This window comes from Streptomyces tyrfis, from assembly GCF_037034285.1.
In the GTDB taxonomy this organism is placed as follows: Bacteria; Actinomycetota; Actinomycetes; order Streptomycetales; family Streptomycetaceae; genus Streptomyces.
The window spans coordinates 1-20,180 of sequence record NZ_JBAGJZ010000062.1 but is presented as its reverse complement, the minus strand read 5'-3'; the positions used below and the strand labels follow the sequence as shown (position 1 = coordinate 20,180).

At 73.2% G+C, this 20,180-nt stretch carries 16 protein-coding genes and 2 pseudogenes; 13 read left to right on the top strand and 5 right to left on the bottom strand.

Going from position 1 to position 20,180, the window contains the following annotated elements:
- Window positions 1-21: 21 nt before the first annotated feature.
- Window positions 22-999: a LysR family transcriptional regulator gene (locus WA762_RS32040; RefSeq protein WP_335940714.1), complete on the bottom strand. Its 978-nt coding sequence runs from the start codon at window positions 997-999 to the stop codon at window positions 22-24.
- 61 nt (window positions 1,000-1,060) lie between these two features.
- Between WA762_RS32040 and WA762_RS32035 the strand changes: the two genes are divergently transcribed.
- Window positions 1,061-1,414: a DoxX family protein gene (locus tag WA762_RS32035; protein WP_335940712.1), complete on the top strand. Its 354-nt coding sequence runs from the start codon at window positions 1,061-1,063 to the stop codon at window positions 1,412-1,414.
- Between the two features lie 186 nt (window positions 1,415-1,600).
- Here the strand turns inward: WA762_RS32035 and WA762_RS32030 are convergent, their stop codons facing one another.
- On the bottom strand, window positions 1,601-2,896 hold the full coding sequence (locus tag WA762_RS32030) for a glycosyltransferase (RefSeq protein WP_335940710.1): 1,296 nt from the start codon (window positions 2,894-2,896) through the stop codon (window positions 1,601-1,603).
- 69 nt (window positions 2,897-2,965) lie between these two features.
- Between WA762_RS32030 and WA762_RS32025 the strand changes: the two genes are divergently transcribed.
- The 5 genes from WA762_RS32025 (at window position 2,966) to WA762_RS32005 (ending at window position 7,152) form a co-directional block, all read left to right on the top strand.
- The gene (locus WA762_RS32025; RefSeq protein ID WP_335940707.1) at window positions 2,966-3,604 is read left to right on the top strand and encodes a TetR/AcrR family transcriptional regulator; all 639 of its coding nucleotides are present in this window, start codon (window positions 2,966-2,968) and stop codon (window positions 3,602-3,604) included.
- Between the two features lie 210 nt (window positions 3,605-3,814).
- Complete coding sequence (locus WA762_RS32020) at window positions 3,815-4,351, top strand: hypothetical protein (protein WP_335940705.1); 537 nt, start codon at window positions 3,815-3,817, stop codon at window positions 4,349-4,351.
- A 232-nt stretch (window positions 4,352-4,583) separates the two neighbouring features.
- Window positions 4,584-5,333 (top strand): MgtC/SapB family protein, encoded by a 750-nt coding sequence (locus WA762_RS32015; protein WP_335940703.1) that lies wholly within the window; start codon window positions 4,584-4,586, stop codon window positions 5,331-5,333.
- Between the two features lie 168 nt (window positions 5,334-5,501).
- Window positions 5,502-5,942: a DUF6083 domain-containing protein gene (locus WA762_RS32010; RefSeq protein ID WP_335940701.1), complete on the top strand. Its 441-nt coding sequence runs from the start codon at window positions 5,502-5,504 to the stop codon at window positions 5,940-5,942.
- Window positions 5,943-6,420: 478 nt separating this feature from the next.
- Window positions 6,421-7,152, top strand: a complete 732-nt coding sequence (locus tag WA762_RS32005; RefSeq protein ID WP_335940699.1) for a S1 family peptidase — start codon at window positions 6,421-6,423, stop codon at window positions 7,150-7,152.
- Between the two features lie 205 nt (window positions 7,153-7,357).
- Here WA762_RS32005 and WA762_RS32000 read toward each other — a convergent pair.
- Both WA762_RS32000 and WA762_RS35840 read right to left on the bottom strand, forming a co-directional pair.
- Window positions 7,358-8,435: pseudogene (locus WA762_RS32000) on the bottom strand (alpha-hydroxy-acid oxidizing protein).
- A 73-nt stretch (window positions 8,436-8,508) separates the two neighbouring features.
- Window positions 8,509-8,700 (bottom strand): annotated as a pseudogene (locus tag WA762_RS35840) (alpha-hydroxy-acid oxidizing protein); the annotation flags it as partial.
- A gap of 232 nt (window positions 8,701-8,932) precedes the next feature.
- Between WA762_RS35840 and WA762_RS31995 the strand changes: the two are divergent.
- Window positions 8,933-10,138 carry an IS110 family RNA-guided transposase gene (locus WA762_RS31995; protein ID WP_443080730.1) on the top strand — a complete coding sequence of 402 codons (1,206 nt, stop codon included), beginning with the start codon at window positions 8,933-8,935 and terminating at the stop codon, window positions 10,136-10,138.
- On the opposite strand, the gene WA762_RS31990 is transcribed toward WA762_RS31995, so the two are convergent.
- Window positions 10,131-10,619: a hypothetical protein gene (locus WA762_RS31990; RefSeq protein WP_335940698.1), complete on the bottom strand. Its 489-nt coding sequence runs from the start codon at window positions 10,617-10,619 to the stop codon at window positions 10,131-10,133. The two genes, WA762_RS31995 and WA762_RS31990, sit on opposite strands and share 8 nt — an antisense overlap.
- 665 nt (window positions 10,620-11,284) lie before the next feature.
- Between WA762_RS31990 and WA762_RS31985 the strand changes: the two genes are divergently transcribed.
- From WA762_RS31985 to WA762_RS31960, 6 genes are all read left to right on the top strand, one after another.
- Window positions 11,285-11,890 carry an acyl-CoA-like ligand-binding transcription factor gene (locus tag WA762_RS31985; protein WP_335940696.1) on the top strand — a complete coding sequence of 202 codons (606 nt, stop codon included), beginning with the start codon at window positions 11,285-11,287 and terminating at the stop codon, window positions 11,888-11,890.
- Between the two features lie 122 nt (window positions 11,891-12,012).
- Window positions 12,013-13,554, top strand: coding sequence for an MDR family MFS transporter (locus WA762_RS31980; RefSeq protein WP_472911612.1), 1,542 nt, complete (start codon window positions 12,013-12,015; stop codon window positions 13,552-13,554).
- Window positions 13,555-14,090: 536 nt separating this feature from the next.
- Window positions 14,091-15,980, top strand: a complete 1,890-nt coding sequence (locus tag WA762_RS31975) for a glycerophosphodiester phosphodiesterase (protein WP_335940691.1) — start codon at window positions 14,091-14,093, stop codon at window positions 15,978-15,980.
- A gap of 355 nt (window positions 15,981-16,335) precedes the next feature.
- On the top strand, window positions 16,336-16,899 hold the full coding sequence (locus WA762_RS31970; protein WP_335940690.1) for a (2Fe-2S)-binding protein: 564 nt from the start codon (window positions 16,336-16,338) through the stop codon (window positions 16,897-16,899).
- Complete coding sequence (locus WA762_RS31965) at window positions 16,896-17,888, top strand: FAD binding domain-containing protein (protein WP_335940689.1); 993 nt, start codon at window positions 16,896-16,898, stop codon at window positions 17,886-17,888. The genes WA762_RS31970 and WA762_RS31965 overlap by 4 nt, the downstream gene beginning before the upstream one ends.
- On the top strand, window positions 17,885-20,008 hold the full coding sequence (locus WA762_RS31960) for a xanthine dehydrogenase family protein molybdopterin-binding subunit (RefSeq protein WP_335940687.1): 2,124 nt from the start codon (window positions 17,885-17,887) through the stop codon (window positions 20,006-20,008). Before WA762_RS31965 ends, WA762_RS31960 begins: the two co-directional genes overlap by 4 nt.
- Window positions 20,009-20,180 lie beyond the last annotated feature (172 nt).

Genomic DNA, 20,180 nt, shown 5'->3' with positions numbered 1-20,180 from the left:
AGGCGGGACGGGGACCGGAATTCATCCGTCCTCCCGGCCGGTCGCGGGGGAAGCGTCGGCAGTCCCGGACGTACCTGGCGCACCGGGCGCGCCGCCGCCCGGTCCCATGGCCGCCGCCATGTCGACGCAGCTGCTCACGAAGTCCCGCACGACCGGGTCGGCGTCGTCGGCCGGAGCCCAGACCACGCCGACCGAGCTGGGGCTCACCCCGTCCACCGGCCGGTAGACGACGGTCGGGCGGGCGTAGAACCGGGCGGCCGACGCGGGGGCGAGGGCGACACCGTAGCCGTTGGCGATGGCGCCGAGCCAGTCGTCGGGCTGGTCGACGACGGCTCCGATCCGCACGGGGCGGCCCTCCCGTTCGTCCGCGGCCAGCCAGTGGTCCCGCCACGCGCCCGTCTCGGCCGGTGCGGCGACGAACGGCTCGTCCCACAGGTCGCGGAACGGAATGACCGCACGGGCGGCCAGGGGATGGCCGGCGGGCAGGGCCACCCAGCGCGGCTCGCTGAACAGCTCCAGGACCCGCCACTCCGCACGGCCGGGGAAGGGCAGCCGCAGCAGACCGGCGTCCACGCTCCCCGCGGCCAGTCCTCCGGTCGGATCGGACCATGGCGCCTGCCGCATCTCGACCCGCCAGCCGGGCCGTCGGCGCGCGAACTCCGCGACGATCCGAGGAGTGGCCTCGTTGGCGCCGCCGGCCAGGGAGCCGACGCGCAGCACTCGCGCGGCCCGGCCGGCCGCGCGACGGGTGTCGCGCAGCGCCCGTTCCCAGCTCGCCAGGACCTCCGGCACTCCTGCCGCCAGGGCGCGGCCCGCCTCGGTGAGGGCCATGCCGGTGCGGGACCGGGTGAACAGCCGTACCCCGAGCTCGTTCTCCAGTCTTCGGACCTGCTTGGTCAGAGCGGGCTGCGACACATACAGCCGCTCCGCGGCGCGGGTGAGCGTGCCTTCCTCCGCGACGGCCAGGAAGTACCTCAACAGCCGGACGTCCACTTCCATGCCATCAGGTTATACATGCAGGTATTGGACGCGCGGGTCCGTGCACGGGGAGGGTGGAGCCATGGAGACAGCCTTCGTCGTCGTCACTCTCGTCACCGTCCTGGCCAATGCCGCCATCGCGGTCGCGGACCTCGCGCGGGCGGAGTTCGTCCGCGCGAACTCCGCCGAGGTCGGCGTCCCTCCCGCCTGGATCACACCGCTCGCCCTGCTGAAGGCGGCGGGTGCGGCCGGGCTGCTGCTGGGGCTGCTGGGCGTGCCGTTCGTCGGCGTGGCCGCCGCGGCGGGCCTCGCCCTGTTCTTCGTGGGGGCCCTGGCCGTCCACGTCCGAGCGGCCGTCTACCACAACATCGCCTTCCCCGGGATCTGTCTCGCCCTCGCCGCCGCCTCACTCGTCCTGGCCCTCGCCGCCGCCTGACACAGCGTTCGCGGGTGGCAGCGGGTGCTCAGCCGCCCGGGCGTCGACGCTCTCGTCCGCCTGGGTCAGGCTCCACGCGCGGGCGCACGGCCGGCGTTCACCGCTTCGCGACGGCCCCGCTCCGGCCCGGAGCTGATACGGGCCGGACGCGGCGCCGTCGTCCGGCGCGGTCCTCGGGCAGGATCCTCACGCGTCGGGGCGGACCGCGCGGCCGGGGGCGATCAGCGCCGCCAGGGCGTCGACCCCGCCCGCCGCCGCGATCTGCCCGGCCAGCACGCCGGCCCGACGCCGGTAGACCGGCTCGGCCAGCACCCGCCGGGCCGCCGCGCCCAGCGCCTTCGCCGACGGGCGGTTGGTGCGCATCCCGACGCCCACACCGGACCAGGAGACCCGGGCGGCCACCTCGGCCTTGTCCTCCGTGGCCCCGGCGACCACCAGCGGGACGCCGTGACGCAGCGCGAAGTGCACACCCCCGTACCCGCCGTTGGTGATCATCAGGGCGGTGCGCGGCATCAGTTCGTCGTACGGCAGGAACGCGGCCGTCCGCACGTTGCCGGGCAGCCCGGCGGCCCAGGCCGCCGTCCCCCGGCCGCCGGTGGCGACGACGACGGTCACGTCCTCACCCGCCAGCGCCGCCACCGCCGGGTTGATCAGCTCGTCGAAGTCGGTGTTGGCCGCCGTGCCCTGGGTGACCAGGACGACCGGGCGTTCACGGTCGAGCTCGGCCCACCAGTCGGGCAGCGGATGGTCCCCGGCGGAACTCCGGCTCAGCGGCCCGATGAAGTGCACCGGCGCCGCCGAGCCGGGCCTCGGGTACTCGAAGTCCGGGACGGTCAGCTGCACGAGGTCGTCCGCCAGAGCGGGCCAGTCGAGGAACAGGCCCGGCAGCGGCCGGCCGGTGATCCGTCGGCACAGGTCCGACAGGTCCCGCTGCTGGGCCGGGAAGACCACCCTGCGCACCAGCCCGGTCAGGGCCCGGTTGCGCAGCCGGCCGAGCGGTCCTCCGCGAGGCGGCAGTCCGAGTCCGAACGGAGCGACGTCGGGTCCCGTCAGCGGCAGCGGGACGATGCCCGCCAGCATCAGCCGCGGGCGGCGCTCGCGGGGCAGCAGGGCCAGCGGGGCCGCCCCGAGGAACAGCGGCTCGGCCAGCACGACGTCGACGCCGTGCGCGTCGATCAGCGCGGTGACGGTCTCGTACTGGGACTCGGCGGCGCGGAAGAACATGTGGTCCAGGTCGAAGCGCATCGCGGCGAGGCCGCGTTTCCCGGTCCGTTCCGGGTGGGAATCGGCCCAGGTGTCGTCGAAGTCCACCGCCTCCGGCAGTGGTGCGAAAGCGGCCCCGGTGGCCCGGACCCGGTCGGCGAAACGCCGTCCGGTCAGCAGCACCACGCGGTGCCCGGCGCCGACCAGGCCCCGGGCGACCGCCAGCAAGGGAGTGACATGGCCTTCCGCGGGCGACGAGCAGATCAGTACTCCGGACATGCGCGGCTTCCCCCTCCGCTAGCATTGGCTTACTTCATGAAGTATTGACTACACCTGAAGGTAGGTCAAATGAGCGGGGCGGAACGCCGCAGCTATCGATCGGCGCTGCGCGCCGAACAGGCCGAGGCGACGCGGCGGCGGGTCCTCGCGGCGGCCGCGGACCGGTTCGCCCGGCGGGGATACGGGCGGACGACGCTGGCCGAGATCGCCGCCGACGCGGGGGTCTCGGTCGAGACGGTCAAGGGGTACGGGCCCAAGCGCGCCCTCCTGCTGGCCGCCTTCGAGCAGACCTTCGCCGGTTCCGAAGGCTCGGCCCCGCTGCTGGAGCGCGAGCAGTTCACGGCCATCGAGCATCTGGCGGGCGAGACGTACCTCGCGGCGGGGATCGAGCTGATCGCCGCCGCCAACGCCCGCTCGGCGGGGCTCTGGCGCGCCTTCGTCAGCGCGGCGGACACGGAGGCCGACGTCCGGGCCACCCTCGACCGGTTGCTCGACCACCGCCGCGCCGACATCGGCGAAGCCGTCGCCCGCCTGCGTCGTCGCGGCCTGGTGGACGCGTCCTCGGACGAGGAGGCCGCCGCGGTGCTGTCCTTCGTGCTCTCCCCCGAGGGGTACGAACAGCTCGTCCTCGAAGCGGGAATGACGTTGCGTCAGTATCGTGAGCACCTCGGCCGGCTCGTCACGGCCGTGCTGCGCCCCGCCTCCTGACGCCGTGACGGAAGTGGCGGAGGCTGCGATCGTCCGTCCTCGGTCGCGGTTGTCCGTCCTCAGTCGCGGTGTCCGTCCTCAGTCGCGGTCGTCCGTCCTCGGCCGCGGCTGGGAGCAGGTGCGGGACGGTTGCGCTCCTCCGGCCCCGGCGTGAGGATGAACCGCCCGGTCGGCGGACACGCCCCGGGAATTTCCACGATGCTGGGGGACATGGTGCGGCGCACTGAGGCAGCCAGACAGTTGGGCGGATTCGTCCGCGAGCATCGTACGGACGGCGGCAGACGCCTCCGGCAGGCCGGCCTCCTGCTGACCCTGGGCGCCGCCGGCATGGCCTTCGGGGTGCCCGTGGCCGTCGCGTCGATCGGCACCACCAGGGGCGCGCCGAACCTGGCGGGGCTGCTGCTCGCGGTCGGCCTGCTGGGGTCGGGCCTGGGGATCTGGCGGCTGGTGCAGGCATTCCGCACCAGGGAGCAGTGCTTCGACGTGCATGAGCGGGGGCTGACCCATCGGGTCGCGGGCACCGCCCGTCTGATCCCCTGGGAGGACATCGCGCGGGTGGGCGCCCGCGGCGACGACGGCCGCCCCCTGGCCGAGGCCCGGGGCATGGGCTTCACCTGCGACATCAGGCTTCACAGCGGGGGCCGGATCCGCCTCGACACGTTCACGGAGGACGCCCGTCAGCTGGCGCTGGTCATCCATCGGGCGGTGCACCTGGGGCAGTTCCCGCAGGGGCGGGGGCGGAGGTAGCGGGTGGATCGGCGCTCCGTACCCCGGCCCCGGGTCCTTCGGCTCGGCTGCGGAGCCCGGCCCCCGGTCCTTTCGTGCCGCCCGTTCAAACCGGCAGCGGGACCCGGCCCCGCCCTCTCGGGCGGGCAAGGAGGGGCCGGTTCCGGCCCGACCGAGTCGGCGGGCGGGTGAGCCCGCCGGTTCGCCGCCGAGCGACGCCCCATGGCCTACGGTGGTTTCCCGGGAGGTTTGTGTGCACCACGCGACAGTCGGTCTCGCCGCAGGGTTGTGGGAGTTCGGAAGAGGTCAGGGGACCCGGCAGTTCACCGAGCTGGCCGTCGCGCTCGTGCTCTCCACCGCCATCGGCCTCGAACGGACGGTGCAGCAGAAGAGCGCGGGGCTGCGCACCCACACGCTGGTCGGTGTGGGCAGCGCCCTGTTCATGGAGGTGTCGCAGCACGGCTTCGACGCGATGCTCGGCGTGGCGGGCGTCGCGTTCGACCCGTCGCGGGTCGCCGCGCAGATCGTCTCCGGTATCGGCTTCATCGGCGGGGGCCTGATCTTCGTCCGGCGGAACTCGGTGCGCGGGCTGACCACGGCCGCCACCGTCTGGCTCACCTGTGCCATCGGCATGGCCTGCGGCGGCGGCCTGCTGCTGCTCGCGCTGGGCGCGACCGTGATCCACTTCCTCGTGGTCCGGGGCTATCCGCTCATCACGGACCGGTTGTCGATGACATGGCCGGAGAACAGCGGAGACGTGCTGCTCACCTACCGGTCCGGGAGCGGGCTGCTCCCCCGCATCCTGGAGGAGACGACCTCGCGCGGGCTTCGGGTGGTCGCCGTGACCGTGGAGAACGCTCCCGAACCGCCCCCGGCCTCCGAGGGCACGTCCACGGTGCGGCTGCGGCTGGCCGGGCGCACCGACCTGAGCCGCCTGGTGACCGAGCTCGCCGACCTCGACGGGGTGGTCAGGGTCGGAACGGTCGGCGAGGACGGCGAATGACGGCCGGCTGCCCGCCGGGCCTTCCCGCCCGGCCCGGAGACGGAACGGCTGCGGGCCCCGGCCCGCGCATCGCCACCGGCTCTGCGGGCACGGACGGTGGCGCGATGTGCGCAGGTCGGCCGAATCGCGCCCTACCGGACCTGACGGCCCGTCCGGACCCTGAACCGTATGGGGGACACCGCATCCTTCCCGACAGGCCCGGACCGCCCCGACGACGACCTGCAAGCCCTTCGCGAAGGCGCCACCGCCCCACCGCCCCCGGCAGCGCCCGACTGCCCGCACTGCGGCCTCCGCCAGGAGCGGCACCCCACCCTCTACGAGGGTCACTGGGTACTCCTCGAACCCGGCGTCGTCGTGCCCGGACATCTCCTCCCGCCCCGACGGCGCTGGGTCGTCGGCGTGGACGGCACCGCGATCAACACCTGGGACGCCGAGCCGGTCCCCGGCGCCCGCTGCCGGGTGCCGCATCACCTCCTGTGCCCCTCCCCCACCGCCGACACCGGGTGGCCCTGGCCCTGGGGGGCCGCCGCGCGCGAGGAGAACGACCGTCGCGCACAGCGGCTGTTCAACCTTCCCGGTCCCGGGGGCCCGCTACGAGGCGAGGTGTGAGGGGACCGTTCCGGCGCTGGAGGACGAGCCGTCGGCCCACGTCCCGGCCGACGCCCGCGCCGACGCGGAGGCCGCCCCGGCCGGGTTCGTGGCGACCGGGGACTCGGTGGCCGCGCTGAACCCGGTGTACGGGCACGGCACGGCGGTCTCCGCCCAGTGCGCGGACGCCGTCCGGGCCGTCCGGCGGCCGAGGGGCCGCACCCCGGCGTGAGCGCCGCGATCCGGCGGCCGTCGACCTCGGCGGAGGCGATCGGCCGTTTCCGCCGGTGGCCGAACTGGCCGGACCCCGCTGACTTCCGGCCCGTGCCGGCCGCCCCGGCCCCACGGGGCCCGGACACCCGTGCCCTCGTGCCGGGGCGCGGGGCATAGCACCGTGGCATGGCCAGGCGTGAGGTACCCGCCGTCGCAATTCTCCGGGAACCTGGGGCCCGTCAACCCCCACAGACACACCCTCGTGTGTCCCGCGAAACGAGGAAGCATGCGCATATCCAGGCTGGTCCCCGCCGTCTCGGCCCTGGCGGTCTCCGTCCTCGCCCTGCTCTCCCCCACCGCCTCGGCGGCCCAGGCGGCTCCCGCGCAGGCGGCGCCGGTGACCAAGGCCGTACAGCCCATCATCGGCGGCGGCTACGCACAGAACGCCCCGTGGGCGGCCCGTCTCTACTCCAACGGCCAGGAGACCTGTTCGGCCACGATCATCGCGCCGACGTGGATCCTTACGGCCAAGCACTGCGTCGCGGGCGGCGGGCTGTCGTTCCGGGTCGGCAGCCTCGACCAGTACAGCGGCGGCACCGTGGCCAACGGCGTCCAGACCTACACCCACAGCGCCGACCTGGCACTGGTCCGCCTGGACCGTTCGGTGCAGGGGACGTACGCGCAGCTCGGACAGCCGGGCACGGTCCGGGTCGGGCAGAACGTGCAGGTGTGGGGCTGGGGCGCCACCTCGCAGTGCGGCTCCGAGATCAACTGCCAGTCGCGCTACCTGAAGGTGGCCAACGTGACCGTGACCAGCGGCTGCACCGATGCCTACGGCGGCTCGGCGATCTGCGCCCGGCGCGGCGACGGCATCACCGCCGGCGGCGACTCCGGCGGTCCGATGACGCTCAACGGCGTCCAGGTCGGCGTCGCCTCCACCAGCGACCGCCAGACCACGACGGCGTACACGAACGTCACCGCGTACCGCTCCTGGATCCAGTCGATCGCCGGCGTCTGATCGCGCGAGGCAAACCCGCCATGCCGTCAAAGCCGCCCCGGGACCGGCGGTGAGCGGGGTCGTGGCGTCCGGGCGGGTCGCGCGGCGACCGTGATGCCCGCACACGCGGTGCGGGCACCAGGTCCGCCGAGTCGGGGTGTCCGGCCGGGCCCGGGGGGACCGGCCGGCGCCCCGGGCCGCCGGGGAGTCCCTGTCTGACGTCATGTCAGCCCATGGCCGTCCCGAGCGCCGCACACACGCATTCCAGGGCGCGGTCCACGTCCTCCTCGGTCGTCGCGGCGATGGCCTTCCCGATGCCGTCGCGCATGCGTTCGCCCCGGGCATGGCGCGTGCCGAAGACGTCGCCGGTCTCCATGATCTCCAACGTCCTTTTGGGCCCCCCGAGGCACGGACGAACACCTGGTTCCATCCGACGCGGTGGCCGGAGGAGACGCCTCGCGATACCACACCATGGGCGCGGTCCCAGGTGGACGACTGGTTCGACGTGTCGGGGGCTGTCGGCACGGGGGCTCCTTCGCGGGAGGAGTGACGGAAGGTCAGGCATTCGGCGGGACCGGGAGACGCTGGTCGGCGGGTCCTGCGGGTGGGCATGCGCGCGTCTCGTGCGCGGGCGGAGCACGGGCGGGACGAAGAAGTCGCGGTCGAGGACCATCAGGTCCCCGCGTTCCAGGTCGTGGACACTGGACCGGCCGATTCCGTACAGGGTCTCGCGGATGCCGTTCCGGAGGATGTCCAGCACCTGGTGGGCGCCCGCCTCTCCGGCGCACGCCAGGTCGTAGACCAGGGCGCGGCCGGCCAGGACCGCCTTCGCGCCGAGGGCCAGCGCCTTGACCACCTCCGAGCCCCGGCGTATGCCGCCGTCGACCACCACGTCCACCTGGCCTCCCACGGCGTCGAGGATCGACGGCAGATAGCGCAGCGGAGGGGCTGCCGTCGATGTTGTTCCCGCCGTGGTCCGACAGCGAGATGGCGTCGGCTCCGAGGTCGACGCAGAGCGTGGCGTCCCGGATGGTGTTGACGCCCTTGACCATGAAGGGGCCGCCCCACAGGTCACGCAGACATTTCACGTCATCCCAGGTCGGAGGCGGAGTCGCCCCGAACTCGGACCACGCCTCGCCGAAGTACGGCACCCGCCCGGCCCGGTCGAACAGGTTGGGCACCTTCAGCTCGGGTATGCGGCCGCGGCGCAGACAACCGCCGAACCAAGCCGGCCGGGACAGGGCCTCCGGCGCGAGCCGCACCATGGTTCTGATGTCGAGGGCGCTCGGCGGCGACGGGGGCACTCCCGAGACGCGGCGTGGGGTGTGCGACCAGTCGAGCGTGACGATCAGCGCCTTGGCCCCCGGCACTGCGCGCGGCCTCGATCCGCGCCTCGATCTGCTCCTTCCTGCCGACCCGGTACAGCTGGAAGACGGTGTTCGGATTGGCCGCGACGACGTCCTGGACGGAGTCGGAGGCCCAGGAGCTCAGTCCGGTGGCCGTGCCGGCACGCGCGGCGGCGCGGGCCGGAGGCGACGCACCCGGTCCGAGGCCCCGTTCCCCCCCCATTACCTTTTTCGTGGTCCCGCAATGGGGCTCCCGGCCTCCGGGATCGGCATGACTGCTCCCCCCTGTTGAACGTATGGCCCGGGGGGTGGTGTCACCGGTCCCGGAGGCACTGACAGACCGCTGATTAGGGGCATGACCACCGACTCCTCCGGGAGGCAGGGAGGCTCTTCGTAATGTGGATGTGGCGATCGGTGCCGAAGGACGGCCGGGTGGGCACGACTGAAGGACGCACGTGATCGACACCGGTGACATTGACGTCTACCTCGGTCTGGACGTCGGCAAGGGCGAACACCACGCCACCGCCGTCACCCCGGCCGGCAAGAAGGCGTTCGACAAGCGCCTGCCCAACAGCGAACCGAAACTGCGCGAGGTGTTCGCCAAGCTCCAGGCCAAGCACGGGACCGTGCTCGTCGTGGTCGACCAGCCCGCGTCGATCGGCGCCCTGCCGCTCGCCGTGGCGAGAGACATGGGCTGCCGGGTCGCCTATCTGCCCGGTCTCACGATGCGCCGGATCGCCGACCTCTACCCGGGCGAGGCCAAGACCGACGCCCGCGACGCGTTCATCATCGCGGACGCCGCCCGCGCGATGCCCCACACCCTGCGGGCGATCGAACTCGACGACGAGACAGTCGCCGAGCTGGAGATGATCGTGGGGTTCGACGACGACCTCGCGGGCGAGGTGACCCGTGTCGGAAACCGACTCCGCGGCCTGCTCACCCAGATCCATCCTCACCTGGAGCGAGTGATCGGTCCGCGCATCCAGCACCCGGCCGTCCTCACGCTGCTGGAACGGTTCGGATCCCCGGCCCAGATCCGCAAGGCCGGACGCCGACGACTGGCCAACCTCGTACGCCCGAAGGCCCCGAGGATGGCCGAGCGCCTGGTCGACGATATCTTCACCGCACTCGACGAGCAGACCGTCATCGTCCCCGGCGCCGACGCCGCCGCACTGATCGTCCCCAGCCTCGCCACCTCGCTGACCGCCGTGCTCGACCAGCGCAAAATCCTGGCCGCCAGGATCGAGGAACTCCTGGAGACCCACCCTCTTTCCCAGGTCCTGACCTCGATGCCCGGCATCGGTGTCAGGACCGGAGCCCGCATCCTCATCGACGTCGGCGACGGCAGTAGCTTCCCCTCCGCCGCCCACCTCGCCGCCTACGCCGGCCTCGCCCCGGCGACCCGCAGTTCGGGGTCCTCGATCCGTGGCGAGCAACCGTCCCGCCGGGGCAACAAGCAACTCAAAAGGGCATTCTTCCTGTCCGCGTTTGCCGCCCTGGCCGACCCTGCATCCAGGACCTACTACGACAAGAAAATCGCCCAGGGCAAACACCACACCCAAGCCATCCTCTGCCTCGCCAGACGCCGGGCCGACGTTCTCTTCGCGATGCTCCGCGACGGCACCTTCTACGAACGACGGCCAGCAGCGGCGGTCACGTGACCAGAGGCTCCGCCAACAGCACCACCTGATCGGTCTCGACATCGAACCCGAGCACCGGATGACTGTGGTCGCCGCCCTCGGCATCCATCAGCACCGGCTTGCCCAGCCGCCGTCCGACCACCCGCAAGAAGCCGCAGAACACATCCAGTCGCTCCTGGCCCTGGAGCTCCCGCAGATCAACATCGAAGTCGATCTCCTCCACCGCCCAGAACCGGAAAATCGCCAGCACACCGGCAGCCGGCCAGACCCTCAGCTCCGGGCACTCAGCGTCAGCCGGGCGAGACAGAACTGCCTCCGCCCGGGGCACTGGCAGCACCGTCTCGCCTTCGGAGTACTGAAACGTCCAGCCGCTCACGCTGACGAGGTCCAAAACCGCCTGCCAGTCCTCAACCGAGGCATCAGGAACAACTACGTCCGGCAGCGACCCCATCAAATCCGGGTCGAAGAAGCTCACTACGTCATCCCACAGCAAGTCAGGCATCACGCCATGCTGCCCCGAACCTCACCGGAACGCAGCCCGATTCTCTTGACGAACCCCATAGGGGCACCCCCCCCGGAGCGACGCCCCCTGGTGATCGCGCACGGGCGGCGGCCAGTACGCCTACCGCAGGCATCTCAGCGCGTCCGGATCGCCCTCGACGCCCCGGGGCGTCGAGGGCGGGCGCATCGCCGGGTGGGCGCCTCCGGGCCCGAAGAGCACCGGCGGGATCCGCCCGCCCCGGGCCCGCGCGGCCGTGCGGAGCGGCTCGGTGTACGCTTCCCCCCTCCACGCGATACCGGCGAATGCCCGGCGCGCCTCCGCACGCCGGGCGGATATGTCGTACGCCCCGCACGTCGGAGACATGCCAGGTCCTTCCCACGTGGGCCATCGCCCTTGCCCGGATACCGGCGGCCGGGATGCGACATGTCCTCCCGCGCGACCCGGTGGCCGGAGGCACCGCACCGCTGCCGGTCGGCGAGGCGACGGCGGCCTCGTTCATCGCCGCGCCGAGAGGACCTGCCGCCGGGTCGGCCGCCTCCGGGCCCTCCCCGGCCGACCCTGCCGCCCCGCCCGGCGCGGCAGGCACAGGCCCCGGCCGCCGGCCTCACACGTCGAGACGTTTAATAATTTTGCATGCTGTGCAAATTTTCCTACCATGCACTTTCATGAGTGCCGATGAGACACCCCCCGGGCTGCGCGAACGCAAGAAGCGTGCGACGCGTGACGCCCTCGCGGGTGCGGCGCTGCGCATGGCCGCGGACCGCGGCATCGAGAACGTGACCGTGGAAGCGGTCACGGACGCGGTCGGAGTCTCCGTCCGCACCTTCTTCAACTACTTCCCGTGCCTGGAGGACGCGATCACCTGGCCCGGCCAGGAGAACGCCGAGCGCGTTCGGCGGGCCGTGCTCGACGCACCGGAGGAGCTCACGGCACTCGGCGCGCTGCGGGAGGGCATGGGGCGGGAACTCGTCCACATCGAGCGGGACCACGAACGCTGGGAGCTCCAGACGGCCGTGCTCAGGAAGAGTCCCTCGCTGCTGCCCGGATTCCTGGCGGCCCAGGGCGCGGACGAACGCGCGCTGATCGCGGCCGTGGCCGAACGTCTCGGGCAGGACCCGGAGTCCGATCTGCGCCCCCGGCTGCTCGCGCACGTGGCGATCGCCGCCGTGCGCGCCGCCGTCGAACTCTGGGTGGCCTCCGGGCGTGCCCGTACGTTCGAGAGCATCTACGACGAGGCGTTCGCCTCGCTGGCCGCCGGTCTGAGCGACTGACACACATCCGGGGCCTCCGCCGGGGGCCCTTTTCACCAGAGAATGAGGAACATCAGCCGATGACCGCTGCTGTCACACACGATCCCGGTGCCGCCGGCGCACCGGAGGCGGGCGCGCCGGCCATGACGCGCCGTCACATACTTCAGGCCATGTCGGGCCTGATGGCCGGCATGTTCGTGGCCATTCTGGCGTCCACGGTGGTGTCCAACGCGCTCCCCAGGATCATCGCCGACCTGAACGGCAGCCAGTCCTCGTACACCTGGGTGGTCACCGCCGAGCTCCTGGCGATGACGGCGACCGTCCCGATCTGGGGCAAGCTCTCCGACCTCTACGACAAGAAGCTGCTGATCCAGCTCTCCCTGGCGATGTTCGTCGTCGGCTCGCTCGTCGCCGGTTTCTCCCACACCGTGGGCCTGCTCATCGTGAGCCGGGTGGTGCAGGGGATCGGCGCGGGCGGTCTCACGGCGCTCGCCCAGGTCGTGATGGCGGCGATCATTCCGCCGCGTGAACTCGGCCGCTACTCCGGCGTCTTCGGCGCCGTCTTCGCCGTCGGCACGGTCGCGGGTCCGCTCATCGGCGGTGTGCTCGTGGACACCTCGTGGCTGGGGTGGCGCTGGTGCTTCTTCATCGGCGTGCCGTTCGCACTCCTCGCCATCGTGCTGCTCCAGCTCACCCTGAAGCTGCCGACCGTCCGCAAGGACGTGAAGATCGACTATCTCGGCGCCGTGCTCATCATGAGCGGGGTCAGCGCGCTGCTGCTGTGGGTGACCCTCGCGGGCAACCAGTTCGACTGGGTGTCGTGGCAGACCGCCGTGCTGGTCATCGCCGGTGTGGTCCTGCTGGCCGCCGCGGTGGTCGTCGAGTCCTTGGTCCAGGAACCCATCATCCCGCTGCAGATCTTCCGCAACCGCACGGTCGCTCTCACCACGCTGGCGAGCATGCTGGTCGGCGTGGCCATGTTCGGCGGCACGGTCTTCCTGTCCCAGTACTTCCAGATCTCGCTCGGCAAGACGCCGACCGTCGCCGGTCTGATGAGCCTGCCGATGATCCTCGGCCTGATGGTCTCCACGACCGTCGCCGGGCAGATCATCTCCGCCCGGGGCAAGTGGAAGGGCTTCCTGATCGCGGGCGGGATCATCATGACCGCGGGCATGGGCCTGCTGTCCACGATCGGCTCGGACTCCTCGTTCGGGCTGCTCAGCGCCTACATGGCGGTACTCGGCATTGGTGTCGGGATGCTGATGCAGAACCTGGTGCTGGCGGCCCAGAACGACGTGCCCGCGTCACAGCTCGGCGCGGCGACGTCCGTGCTGTCGTTCTTCCGCAGCCTCGGCGGCGCGATCGGCACCAGCGCGCTGGGCGCCGTGCTCGCCCACCGGGTGACGAGCGAGCTGACGAAGGGCTTCGGCGGGGCGGCCTCCGGCGGTGGCGGCGGACACAGCGTTCCGGACCTCTCCAAGCTTCCGGAACCGGCCCGTGCGGTGGTCGAGCACGCGTACGGGGTCGCCACCGCGAACGTGTTCCTGGTCGGAGCGCCCTTCGCGCTGCTCGCCCTGGTCGCGGTGCTGTTCATCAAGGAGAAGCCGCTGAAGACGCAGAGCGGGATGGAGCGGCTCGCGGAGGAGAACGCCTCGGCGGGGTCGCCGAACGCTCCGATGCACTGATCACACCGGACCGCAGGAGGACGGCCGCCGTGCCGCGACAGAATCCACGGGCACGCACGACGCGGCGTGCGCGGGAGGACGTGGCGCGCACGGCGGCCGGACTCTTTCCCGCCCGGGCCCACGGGTACACCGCCGTCGACCGGATCGCGGAGACGGCGGACGCGTCCCGGCCCACGGCCTTCCGCCACTCCCGTACGCGGCCAAAGGCCCCGGGCCGCGTACGGGAGTGGCCGGCGCCGTGTCCCGCATCGGGGCACCGCCGGAGTCGGCCCCCGGCGCCTGGCCCCGTGCCTCTTCGGGGACGGTCGGTACGGGCCGAGGCGCGCCGCGAACGCGACGACCGGGCGCCGACGGGCACTTGAGGAATGGTCCACGCTGCGGCGTCCGGGGCCCGGTCCGGCCGACGGCCCGTCAACGGCCGTCGGCGCACCGGCTGGTCACCGAGTCCGGATACCGACTCGGCGTCCGCGTACCGTCCAGCCGGTGTTCCCCTGCCGGTCAGCGTCCATTGATCTCGGGACCGTAGCTTTCCGGCCATGTCTCGTCGATCACTTTGTGTCGCCTCCGCGCTGCTGACCACCGCTGTACTCGTCCCCTGGCTGACCGCCGGCCCCGCCGGCGCCGGAACCAAGTCGGCCGGAACCACCCCGCCCGAGGGCCGGGTCGTCGTCTCCGAGGACTTCTCCGGCGACTCCCTGCCCGCCGGATTCCGGCCCGCCGAAGGCGCCTGGGAGGTCAAGAACGGCCGACTGTACGGCACTTCGGCCGACGCCAACCAGCAGAGCCGGATCACCTTCGGGAAACACCTCGACGACTTCCGGATCGAGGTGACCGCCCGGTTCGAGTCCGTGAAGGACTCCGCCCGCTGGACGGCGATGGGCCTGGACGTCCCCGCCGACGGCTCCGTGCCCTGGTCGATCGCCACCATGCGCAGCGGCACCACCGCCTCCAACGGCCTGGAGTTCGCGCAGCGGACCCCGGCCGGCGCGTGGAACGTCACCGACACCGCCGCCGCCCCCTCGGCGGCCGGAACCGGCCGCGACGTACGCATCGCCGTGGAGGTGCACGGCACCAAGGCCCGTTGGTTCTTCGACGGCCGGGAGGCCATGCGCACCACCCGGGTCGCCCGCTCCGCCGACGGCGTCGAGGCCCTCGTGGTCAACGGCTCCACCGTCTCGTTCGACGACCTCAAGGTCACCGAGCTCCCCGCCGAGAGCTGGATCCGCCCCGCCGGCTCTCCCCTGACCGTGATCGCGCACCGCGGCGCCTCCTCGGCCGCCCCGGAGAACACCCTGGTCTCCGACGAGATCGCCCGGCGCGGCGGGGCCGAGTTCATCGAGAACGACGTCCAGCCGAGCAAGGACGGCGTCCCGTACGTCCTGCACGACGGCACGGTCGACCGCACCACCGACGGCAAGGGAGCCGTCCGCGATCTGACCTCGGCCCAGCTGGACGCGCTGGACGCCGGTTCCTGGTTCGGTCCCGCCTACACCGGCGCCCGGATTCCCACCCTGGCCGCGCAGCTGGACGATCTGCGGACCCGTGGCGGCAACCTGCTGCTGGAGATCAAGGGCGCCCACACCCGCGACGAGGTCGCCACGATCGTCAAGACCGTCCGGGACCACGGCATGACCGACCGGGTGTTCGTGCAGAGCTTCGAGGTCGACGCGCTGAAGTACGCCTACGAGCTCGCCCCCGAGCTGCCGCTCGGTCTGCTGCGGAGTTCTCTGGACGCCGACCCGGTGGCCCTCTCCAAGGAGCTGCACCTGGCTTCCTACAACCCGTCGGACGGCGCGCTGGCCAAGCGGCCCGGCGTCGTGGCCGACCTGCACCGCGCGGGCGTCGCGGTGATGGTCTGGACGGTGGACAGCGCGGCCCGCTGGCAGGCCCTGGAGGACGGCGGCGTGGACGGCGTCATCACCAACCGCCCGGCGGAGCTCACCGGCTGGAACGCGGCCCGGCAGCAGGAACGTCCCACCCCGCCCACCGCGCCGGCGGTGGCCGTCACCTCCCCCGCCGCCGGCGCGACGCTGGACCGTTCGCAGACGCCGGTCGCGGCGGTCCAGGCCACCGGCGCCGACACGGTCGTCCTCACCCTGGACGGCGCCGACGTCGCCCCGGGCAAGCCGCTCGACCTCACCGCGCTGACCGCGGGCGAGCACACCCTCCGTGCCAAGGCCACCGGGCCCGGCGGCGCCGCCACCGCCGCGTCGACGTTCACCGTCCGCGCCACCCCGACCGGTCTGGCCCATCTGATCCTGACCTCGGGCGCCGACACCCACCGGATCGCCACCCTCACCACCATGCTGGGGCACGGCCAGTACACCCAGCTCGCCGCCTGGGCCCAGCACCAGTCCGGCAACGGTCTGCCGGCGGCCCGTGCCGCGCTCATCGCCGCCGAGGCCCGCGCCCTGGCCGCCGGGTAGCACCTGCTCCTGGCCCGGTCCTCCCGGCCCCGCGGACGGTGACCGCCCGCGGGGCCGACGGCGGCCGGGCCGACCGACGGGGGTGCGGCGTCGCCGTGCCCCCGTCGGCGTTCCCGGACCATGGTCCGCTCGAGCCGGCCGGGCCTCGGATCCGGCCGGTGAGGCCGCCGGACCGACCAGCCGACCGGTGCCACCGGCTTCTCCCGCCCCTCGTCGCCCGCTCCCCCGGCGGCGGCCGCCCGCTCTCGGGAGCGTCCGGCCCCTTCGCCCGTGTCCGCGCTCCACCCGACGCGGCCGGTTCCCCGGCGGTATCGTCGCGCGCGACGCGCATCCGCAAGGCGAAAGAAGGCTGATCATGGCCCCATCGACCTCCGGTGTCATCACACTGGACATCAACGGCGAGAAGTACTCGTTATCCGTCGACCACCGCACCACGCTGCTCGACGCGCTGCGTGAGCGGCTCGATCTGACCGGCACCAAGAAGGGCTGCGACCAGGGACAGTGCGGCGCCTGCACGGTGCTGATGGACGGGCGCCGCGTCGTCTCGTGCCTCCAGCTGGCGGTCGCGGCCGAGGGGCACGCCGTCACCACCATCGAGGGCGTCGCCGACGGCGACCGGTTGCATCCGGTGCAGCAGGCGTTCATCGACCTGGACGGCTATCAGTGCGGCTACTGCACGCCCGGGCAGATCTGTTCGGCCCTGGCGGTGCTCGAGGAGCACGCGGCGGGCTGGCCCAGCGCCGTGACCGGCGACCTCCGGCCCGGGGCCGGGACGCCCGCGCTCACCGACGAGGAGATCCGCGAGCGGATGAGCGGGAACCTGTGCCGCTGCGGCGCCTATGTGTCGATCGTGCGGGCCGTCGCCCGGGCGGCGGAGACCGCCGGCGCGAACGCCGGCGCCGAAGGGGGCGCGGCGTGAGGGAGTTCGGCTACGAGCGCGCCTTCGACGTCCCCGGCGCCGTCGCCCTCCGCGGCACCGGCCCCGAGGCCCGCTTCCTCGGCGGCGGCACCAATCTCGTCGACCTGATGAAGGCCGGAGTGGAACGGCCCTCGCTGCTCGTCGACGTGCGCCGGCTCCCCCTCGACCGGGTCGAGGCGACGAGCGACGGCGGGTTGCGCATCGGCGCGACCGTCACCAACAGCGACCTCGCGGCCCATCCCGAGGTGCGGAGTCGCTATCCGGCGCTGGCGCAGGCGGTTCTGTCCGGTGCGTCGGGCCAGTTGCGCAACATGGCCACGGTGGGCGGGAACCTGCTCCAGCGCACCCGCTGCGGCTACTTCGCCGACATCGGCATGCCGTGCAACAAGCGCTCCCCCGGCAGCGGTTGCCCCGCGGTCACGGGCGAGCACCGCAACCACGCGATCCTCGGCGCCTCCGAACACTGTGTCGCCACCCATCCCTCGGACATGGCGGTCGCGCTGACCGCCTTCGACGCCGTCGTCTCGTACGAGACGGCCGACGGGCCGGGCGAGTTGCCGATCAGCGCGCTCCATCCGCCGGTGGGCGACGCCCCGCAGGTCGAGACCGCCCTGCCGCCCGGCGCGTTGGTCACCGCCGTCACGCTGCCGCCCGCCCGGTACGCGGCAGTCTCGCGCTACCGGAAGGTGCGCGAGCGCGCCTCGTACGCGTTCGCGATCGGCTCCGTCGCGGCGGCCCTCGACGTCCGGGACGGGCTGGTGCGCGAGGTGCGCCTCGCGTTCGGGGCGGTCGCGTCCCGGCCGTGGCGGGCCCGGACGGCGGAGCGGGCGCTGACCGGCGGGCCGGCGCGGGCGGAGGCGTTCGGCGACGCGGCGGACGCCGAACTGGCCGCCGCCGAGCCGCTGCCGGGGAACGCGTACAAGGTGGCGCTGATCCGCGAGCTGGTCGTCGCCGTTCTGACCGAACTCACCGAGGAGGCCGCCCGATGACCGCGACGACCGGGGTCACCGAGCCGACGGGCGCCGTCGGCTCCGCGCACACCCGGGTGGAGGGCCGCGCCAAGGTCACCGGTGCGGCCCGCTACGCCGGGGAGATCTCGTTCGCCGGCCTGGCGCACGGCTGGATGGTCCTGTCGACCGTGGCCCGGGGCCGGGTCCGCCCGGTGGAGGACTCGCCGGTCCTGGGGATGCCGGGGGTGCTCGCCGTGCTGCACCACGGGAACGCCCCGCGCGTCGACACCGATTACGTGGGCATGCTGGGGCGGCCGAACCCGGTCCTGGGGCTCTTCCAGCACGACCGCGTGCCGTTCGCGGGCTGGCCGGTGGCGCTGGTCGTGGCCGAGACGTCCGAGCAGGCCAGGGAGGCGGCCGAGGCCCTGGTCGTCCGGTACGACGAGGAGCCGCACGACGTCGTGTTCGGCGCCGGACGCCCCGACGCGTACACGCCGGGGAACGGTGCGATGGCCGAGCCCGAGACGCGGAAGGGGGACGTGGAGGCCCGTCTCCGCGCCGCCGCCGTGGTGGTGGACGAGGAGTACACCACGCCCGAGGAGCACCACCATCCGATGGAGCCGCACGCGGCGACGGCCCGCTGGGACGACGGCCGGCTGGAGGTCGTCGACTCCAACCAGGGCAGCACCTGGGTGGCGGGCGAGCTCGCGACGCTCTTCTCCCTTGATCCGGCCTCGGTGAGGGTGCGCTCCGAGCATGTCGGCGGCGCCTTCGGGTCGAAGGGCGTGGGCCCCCACCAGGTGGCCGCCGTGATGGCCGCCACCCTTCTGGACCGGCCGGTCCGGGTCGTCCTGACGCGGCGCCAGATGTTCTCCCTCGTCGGCTGTCGCAGCCCCACCGCGCAGCGGGTCAGGCTCGGCGCAGACGCCGACGGCCGGCTGCGCGCGCTCGACCACCGGGCGCTGAACCCGACGTCGACGGTGCACGAGTTCGTCGAGACCAGCGCTGTGCTGGGGCGAGTGATGTACGACGCGGACGCGCATCACACCGCGCACCGGCTGGTGCGGCTCGACGTGCCGACCCCGTCCTGGATGCGCGCGCCGGGCGAGGCGCCGGGCTCCTTCGCCCTCGAATCCGCCCTCGACGAGCTGGCGGAGAAGTGCGGCGTCGACCCGATCGCGCTGCGCCTGCGCAACGAGCCGGAGACGGGCCCGGTGTCCGGGCTGCCGTTCAGCAGCCGCAATCTGTCGGCCTGCTTCGAGGAGGGGGCGCGCAGGTTCGGCTGGGCGGGCCGCGACCCGCGCCCCGGCGTGCGGCGCGAGGGGCGCCTGCTGCTCGGGACCGGAACGGCGGCCGCAACCTACCCCTCGGGCGTCGGCCCGTCCACGGCGGCCGTGACCGCGGAGCCGGACGGGACCTTCACCGTACGGGTCAACGCGGCGGACATCGGCACCGGTGCGCGGACCGCGATGGTCCTGGTGGCCGCCGACGTGCTGGAGGTCGCGCCGGACCGTGTCCGGGTGCGCGTCGGGGACAGCGACCTCGGCCCGGCGATGATCGCCGGGGGTTCGATGGGGACGCGTTCCTGGGCCTGGGCGGTGACGCTCGCGGCGAGGGAACTGGCGGAGCGGCTGTCCCTCGGCGGAGCCGTGCCGCCCGAGGGAATCACCGCCCGGTCGGACACCGCGGAGGCGATCGGCTCCCTGACGCAGCGGGAGCGGCACTCCTTCGGGGCGCAGTTCGCCGAGGTGGCGGTCGACACCGCCACCGGTGAGGTACGGGTGCGGCGGCTGCTGGGCGTCTTCGCCGCGGGCACCATCGTCAACCCGCTCACCGCCCGCAGCCAGTTCATCGGCGGGATGACCTGGGGGCTGTCCATGGCCCTCCACGAGGAGGCGATCCGGGACCGGGCGTCGGGCGGGCATGTCGGCGCCGACCTCGCCGGATACCACTTCGCCGCGCACGCGGACGTGCCGCTCGTCGAGGCGCACTGGGTGGACGACCCCGTGCCGGACGATCCGGTGGGGATGAAGGGCATCGGCGAGATCGGCGTCGTGGGCGTCGCCGCCGCGATCGCCAACGCGGTGTGGCACGCGACCGGCGTACGCCACCGGGACCTGCCGATCCGCCCGGACCGCGTCCTGAACGCTTCCTCCTGAGCCCGCGCCGGGCGCACCGGGCGAACGGGCCGGGCGCGGCCGGGGGCCGCCGACGAGGGAGCGCGGTGTCGCCGTGCGACGCCGGGCGGACCGGGTCCTTCGGGGCCCGGTCCGTCGCGGTCGGTGGTGGGTCGGTCGACGAGTGGGTGTGGGTTGACGGGGTTGCCGGCGC

Excerpts from the sequence above, each read along its gene's own strand:
- WA762_RS32040 (WP_335940714.1), bottom strand. The coding sequence starts at position 999 with ATGGAAGTGGACGTCCGGCTGTTGAGGTACTTCCTGGCCGTCGCGGAG.
- WA762_RS32035 (WP_335940712.1), top strand. The coding sequence starts at position 1,061 with ATGGAGACAGCCTTCGTCGTCGTCACTCTCGTCACCGTCCTGGCCAAT.
- WA762_RS32030 (WP_335940710.1), bottom strand. The coding sequence starts at position 2,896 with ATGTCCGGAGTACTGATCTGCTCGTCGCCCGCGGAAGGCCATGTCACT.
- WA762_RS32025 (WP_335940707.1), top strand. The coding sequence starts at position 2,966 with ATGAGCGGGGCGGAACGCCGCAGCTATCGATCGGCGCTGCGCGCCGAA.
- WA762_RS32020 (WP_335940705.1), top strand. The coding sequence starts at position 3,815 with ATGGTGCGGCGCACTGAGGCAGCCAGACAGTTGGGCGGATTCGTCCGC.
- WA762_RS32010 (WP_335940701.1), top strand. The coding sequence starts at position 5,502 with ATGGGGGACACCGCATCCTTCCCGACAGGCCCGGACCGCCCCGACGAC.
- WA762_RS32005 (WP_335940699.1), top strand. The coding sequence starts at position 6,421 with ATGCGCATATCCAGGCTGGTCCCCGCCGTCTCGGCCCTGGCGGTCTCC.
- WA762_RS31990 (WP_335940698.1), bottom strand. The coding sequence starts at position 10,619 with ATGCCTGACTTGCTGTGGGATGACGTAGTGAGCTTCTTCGACCCGGAT.
- WA762_RS31985 (WP_335940696.1), top strand. The coding sequence starts at position 11,285 with ATGAGTGCCGATGAGACACCCCCCGGGCTGCGCGAACGCAAGAAGCGT.
- WA762_RS31980 (WP_472911612.1), top strand. The coding sequence starts at position 12,013 with ATGACGCGCCGTCACATACTTCAGGCCATGTCGGGCCTGATGGCCGGC.
- WA762_RS31975 (WP_335940691.1), top strand. The coding sequence starts at position 14,091 with ATGTCTCGTCGATCACTTTGTGTCGCCTCCGCGCTGCTGACCACCGCT.
- WA762_RS31970 (WP_335940690.1), top strand. The coding sequence starts at position 16,336 with ATGGCCCCATCGACCTCCGGTGTCATCACACTGGACATCAACGGCGAG.
- WA762_RS31960 (WP_335940687.1), top strand. The coding sequence starts at position 17,885 with ATGACCGCGACGACCGGGGTCACCGAGCCGACGGGCGCCGTCGGCTCC.